The organism is uncultured Neisseria sp. (assembly GCF_951230505.1).
Classification (GTDB): domain Bacteria; phylum Pseudomonadota; class Gammaproteobacteria; order Burkholderiales; family Neisseriaceae; genus Neisseria.
This window is the reverse complement of record NZ_CATNVN010000127.1, coordinates 1-5,373: the sequence shown is the minus strand read 5'-3', so window position 1 is coordinate 5,373 and position 5,373 is coordinate 1. Positions and strand designations below refer to the sequence as shown.

The 5,373-nt window shown below is 50.3% G+C and carries 5 protein-coding genes and 1 pseudogene; 1 reads left to right on the top strand and 5 read right to left on the bottom strand.

All coding sequences use genetic code 11. From position 1 onward, the window contains the following. From Q1M25_RS07855 to Q1M25_RS07845, 3 genes are all read right to left on the bottom strand, one after another. A partial coding sequence (locus tag Q1M25_RS07855) for an aminotransferase class III-fold pyridoxal phosphate-dependent enzyme (RefSeq protein WP_300483675.1) occupies positions 1–451 on the bottom strand: 451 nt, incomplete at its 3' end. Between the two features lie 112 nt (positions 452–563). Continuing rightward, positions 564–1,508 carry a class I SAM-dependent methyltransferase gene (locus Q1M25_RS07850; protein ID WP_300483673.1) on the bottom strand — a complete coding sequence of 315 codons (945 nt, stop codon included), beginning with the start codon at positions 1,506–1,508 and terminating at the stop codon, positions 564–566. Between the two features lie 14 nt (positions 1,509–1,522). Continuing rightward, positions 1,523–1,918, bottom strand: a complete 396-nt coding sequence (locus Q1M25_RS07845; RefSeq protein WP_300483670.1) for a glycosyl transferase — start codon at positions 1,916–1,918, stop codon at positions 1,523–1,525. A 340-nt stretch (positions 1,919–2,258) separates the two neighbouring features. Here Q1M25_RS07845 and Q1M25_RS07840 point away from each other — a divergent pair, with 340 nt between their 5' ends. Further along, entirely contained in the window at positions 2,259–3,668 is a 1,410-nt protein-coding gene (locus tag Q1M25_RS07840; protein ID WP_300483667.1) for a DEAD/DEAH box helicase, read from the top strand. Between the two features lie 128 nt (positions 3,669–3,796). Here Q1M25_RS07840 and leuB read toward each other — a convergent pair whose 3' ends face one another. Both leuB and Q1M25_RS07830 read right to left on the bottom strand, forming a co-directional pair. After that, on the bottom strand, positions 3,797–4,867 hold the full coding sequence (gene leuB / locus Q1M25_RS07835) for a 3-isopropylmalate dehydrogenase (protein ID WP_107858011.1): 1,071 nt from the start codon (positions 4,865–4,867) through the stop codon (positions 3,797–3,799). Between the two features lie 66 nt (positions 4,868–4,933). After that, positions 4,934–5,373 (bottom strand): annotated as a pseudogene (locus tag Q1M25_RS07830) (DUF1444 domain-containing protein); the annotation flags it as partial.

The window sequence follows — 5,373 nt, the reverse complement described above, 5'->3', positions numbered from 1 at the left end:
GCGCGTAGTCTTTGCTGTATTTGGGCTGGCCGCCGACGGATACGGTAAACAGGGTACGGCCGTGGAAGCTGTTGAGGCAGGAGATGATTTCGGTTTTGTGTTCGCCAAAATGATCGCGAGCGTATTTGCGCGCCAGTTTCAGCGCAGCTTCATTGGCTTCTGCGCCGGAGTTGCAGAAAAACACTTTGTCGGCGAAGGTGTTTTCGACCAGTTTTTTGGCTAATTCTTGCGCCGGTTGGGTGGTATAGATATTAGAAATGTGCCAGAGTTTTTGCGACTGCTCGGCCAAGGCTGCGACCAAATCGGGATGGCAATGCCCCAGCGCGTTCACGGCAATACCGCCTGACAGGTCAATGTATTCTCGTCCTTCGGTATCCCAAACCCGGCTGCCGAGCGCGCGTTCCGGAATCATGGGGGCGAATGAGAAATTGGGCGTCAGGTAGTTTTGCATTTTCTTTTCCTTTTGATATTGTCAACAATCTCTTGAATTATGCGCCTATTAATTCAGAGATTCAATATGGCAATCAGGCCGTCTGAAAACTGGCTTTCAGACGGCCTGATGCTTATTTATGCTTGATTTCCCAGCATTGATGGATTTTTTTGTTGCGGAAATCGTCGGGAACGGACTGTTTGGAAATATCTTTGACTGCGTATTGTTCCGCGACTGAATCGTCCAACACAAAGCTGCGCAGGTTGTTGGAGAAGTATAAAATGCCGTCTGAAGCGAGCAGGCTCATTGCGCCGTCGATCAGCTTTTTATGGTCGCGCTGGATGTCGAGGATGTCGAGCATCTTTTTGCTGTTGGAAAAGCTGGGAGGATCCATGACGATCAGGTCAAACTTTTTGCCTTCGTCAGCGGCATTTTGCAGGTATTGGAACACATCGGCACGGACGATTTTGTGTTGTTCGTTGTCGATGCCGTTGAGTTCAAAATTGCGTTTTGCCCACTCGAGATAAGTGTTGGATAAATCGACGGTTTCGCTGGATACCGCGCCGCCGGTTGCGGCATAGACGGTAAAGCTGCCTGTGTAGGAAAACAGGTTGAGGAAGCGTTTGCCCGCTGCGGTGTCGCCGACTTTTTTGCGCGTGTTGCGGTGGTCGAGGAAGAGGCCGGTGTCGAGGTATTTGTCGAGGTTGACCCAAAACTTACGGCCGTTTTCAGTGATGACGAAATCGTCGCCGGTTTTGCCGGTTTTCTCGTATTGTTGCAAACCTTTTTGACGTTCGCGGCGTTTGAGGTGGATTTGTTCTGGCGCAAAACCGGTCACAAAACCAATGGCTTCCAATACATTGGCAAGCCATGCTTCGTATTCTTTGGGCTGCATCAGCCAGCCGGTATCGTATTCCTGAAGATGGATTTGGTCGCCGTAAACATCGACGGCAAAGGGAAATTGGGGAATATCGCGGTCGTAAATGCGCCAAGCTTCGATATTGTTGCGTTTGGCCCATTTCATAAGATGTTTGATGTTTTTGCCTAAGCGGTTGGCAAAGGGGGTAATGTCGGTCATGGTTTCAGACGGCCTTATTGGGGAAGTTTCCAGAATTGATCAGCAGGGACGTAGGCGTGTCGGTCAAGCATATAGAGAATTGTATCGTCAGGCGCAACCATGGTGGCGCGGTCGGTCTTGCCTTTAAACGGGAACACGATTCGTGCTTCCGAGGCGTTTTTGATGTCGATGCCGTAGCTGGTTCTGCCGCTTTCCAGTTTGTATTGGTTCTGAGTGTATTCGTAGACGGTTTCTTTGCCTTTTTCGTCTTTGATAGTAAAGCTTTTTTTGGCAAAGGTGATTTCGGCTTTGCTGCCATCGGACGCAACGGCCTTCCATTCGCCGCGATAACTCTCTGATCCGCTGCACGCGCCAAGCAACAGGGCGACAGCAAGTGCAGGTAATAAGGCGGTGGTTTTGAAAAACTTCATGTCGGATTCATCCGTGCTGATTCAATAAAACGGCATTATAGCTTGATTTTGCAGTCGCAGCCTGTTTTGCTTGACCTGGGAGGTTTTCTCCCTTATTATCCGCCGTTCGCCTTTTGATACGAAGCCATCGTCATCCAACCTAAACCGCCGTTTCGGGCGTGTTTCTTTTATTGCTTGCATATTTGCAAAGCCTTTTCTGTGCAGGTTGTCGTCGATGTTAACCACAAGCAAGATGCTTGCGACAACCCTGTAACTTCACATTTCCCGTATCGTTACTTTCCTTTGCTTCAGGTCGTCTGAAATTGTTCAGGCGTGCGCGTTGTTGTCTCTTAGGATAGATATGTCTATTAAATTTGCCGATTTGAACCTTGATAAAAACATTTTGTCTGCCGTACGTAGCGAGGGTTATGAAAGCCCAACCCCGATTCAGGCGCAAGCGATTCCGTTTGCTTTGGACGGTCGCGATATTATGGCTTCGGCACAAACCGGTTCAGGCAAAACCGCAGCCTTCCTGCTGCCGACTTTGCAAAAACTGACCAAGCGCAGCGAAAAAACGGGCAAAGGCCCACGCGCTTTGGTCTTGACCCCGACCCGCGAACTGGCGGCTCAGGTGGAAAAAAACGCGCTGGCGTATGCTAAAAATATGCGTTGGTTCCGCACCGTCAGCATCGTCGGTGGCGCATCTTTCGGCTACCAAACCCGTGCTTTGAGCAAACCGGTTGACCTGATTGTCGCCACTCCGGGCCGTCTGATGGACTTGATGCAGAGCGGCAAAGTTGATTTTGAACGTTTGGAAGTGCTGATTCTGGACGAAGCCGACCGTATGTTGGACATGGGCTTTATCGACGACATCGAAACCATCGTGGAAGCAACGCCGAGCGACCGTCAGACTTTGTTGTTCTCTGCCACTTGGGACGGCGCAGTGGGCAAACTGGCGCGCAAACTGACCAAAGACCCTGAAACCATCGAAGTTGAGCGTGTGGATGATCAAGGCAAAATCGAAGAGCAGCTGTTGTACTGCGACGATATGCGCCATAAAAACCGCCTGCTCGACCACATCTTGCGCGATGCCAACATCGACCAATGCGTGATTTTCACGTCCACCAAAGCCATGACCGAAGTCATCGCGGATGAATTGTACGAAAAAGGTTTTGCCGCCAACTGCCTGCACGGCGATATGCCGCAAGGCTGGCGTAACCGCACGCTGATGGACTTGCGTAAAGGCCGCTGCAAAATTTTGGTTGCCACCGATGTTGCAGCACGCGGTATCGATGTACCAACCATTACCCACGTTATCAACTACGACTTGCCGAAACAGGCTGAAGACTACGTTCACCGCATCGGCCGTACCGGTCGCGCTGGTCGTACCGGTATTGCGATTACTTTTGCTGAAGTGAACGAATACGTCAAAGTACACAAAATCGAAAAATACATCGGCCGTAAATTGCCTGAGCTGACCATCGAAGGCATGGAGCCGACACGTAAACGCAAATCTGCCGGTGGCAAACCGAAAGGCAAAGGCGGTTGGGGCGATCGTAAATCCGGCGGCTGGCGCGGCGATAAGAAACCGGCTAAAGAAGGTTTCGGCGGTAAAGCTCGTGGCGAAGGCCATAAAAAAGACGGTTTCAAGAAAGATGGCTTTAAGAAAGATGGTCTCAAAAAAACTGACGGTTTCAAAAAAGGCGGCGAAGGCTTTAAAGGCAAGCGCAAGTCTAACGACAGCTTTGGCGGCAAACACAAAAGAGGTTGATTACTTCAATCTGAAGGCCGTCTGAAAAAGACATAAGGGCGTGTGAAAACACGCCCTTTTTTATGGTTTCGAGTTTTTGTATAGAAAAAAGCGCGGGATTGATCCCACGCTTTTTTTCAGACGGCCTCTTACAAAGAGGCCAATACGGCATCGCCCATTTCGGAGCAGGAAACCAGTTTGGTACCTTCTTCGTAAATGTCGCCGGTACGCAAGCCTTGTTGCAGTACTTTTTGTACAGCGTTTTCAACTTGTTGCGCGCGTGCTTCGTCGTTTAGGCTGTAACGCAACAACATGGCAAGAGATAAGACGGTCGCCAGCGGATTGGCTTTATTTTGACCGGCAATGTCAGGAGCAGAGCCGTGGGACGGTTCGTACAGGCCTTTGCCGTTTTCGTCCAAAGAAGCGGAAGGGAGCATACCGATGGAGCCGGTCAGCATGGACGCTTCGTCAGACAGAATGTCACCAAAGATGTTGCCGGTGGCAATCACGTCAAATTGTTTGGGCGCACGTACCAACTGCATGGCGGCGTTGTCGACGTACATATGGGAAAGCTCGACATCAGGGTATTCTTTGCCGATTTCTTCAAAGATTTCGCGCCACAGTTCGGTGGTTTCCAAAACGTTGGCTTTGCCTACGGAGCAGACTTTTTTGCTGCGTTTTTGGGCGGATTGGAAGGCAACGTGGGCAATACGGCGGATTTCACTTTCGCTGTATTTCATGGTGTTGTAGCCTTCGCGTTCGCCGTTTTCTAACACACGGATGCCGCGCGGTTCGCCAAAGTAAATATCGCCGGTCAGTTCGCGTACGATAAGGATGTCGAGGCCGGCTACGATTTCCGGTTTCAGAGTGGAAGCATTGGCCAGCTCTTTATACAAAATGGCAGGGCGCAGGTTGGCAAACAGATTCAAGTCTTTACGGATGGCCAACAAGCCGCGTTCAGGGCGCAGCGGGCGGTCGAGATTGTCGTATTGAGGAGAACCGACTGCACCAAGTAGGACCGCATCGGCTTTACGGCAAAGGTTTTGCGTGAATTCTGGATAAGGATGGCCGTATTCGTCATAGGCTTCGCCGCCCAAAGGCGCGTATTCGTAGCTGACATCCAAACCTTGTTCGATAAGTTTGTCGAGTACACGGACGGTTTCTGCAACGATTTCAGGGCCGATGCCGTCGCCGCGTAAGATAGCGATATGTTTGGTCATTTCGGGTTTCCTTATGGGAAGGTTTTAGGTAAAGGGCAGGTCGTCTGTTTTTCAGACGGCCTTAAATCAATTTGCTCTGAAAACGCTGATTGTACCATTATGGTACTGGTAAAGCTGGGTAGAAATCGCGTAGGCAGAGTCTTCAAATGCCTGCAGGGCGATATTTGCCATTGCCTGCAAAGCCTCTTCATCGGACGGGCTGCAAACGAGCAGAGCGTTGCGTGCCGGGACTGCAAAAACAGGATTGGCCGGCAGCATAGGATCATCTTTAAGTACTTCGTCCAAAAGCAAAATCAGGGAAGTATCATAGTCGTTGTCCAAATGGATTTGGGTCAATGACCAACCTTGGGCATGATGAATTTGGACATGTCCATTCATCCGTTGGCGCAAATTATCCATGGCGGTACGATACAAGGCGTCCTCATCTTCAATACCGGCCTCTTTCATATGCTCACGATTGAGCGTATGCATGGATTCTTCCGTATCCACCATATAAAGCAACATGA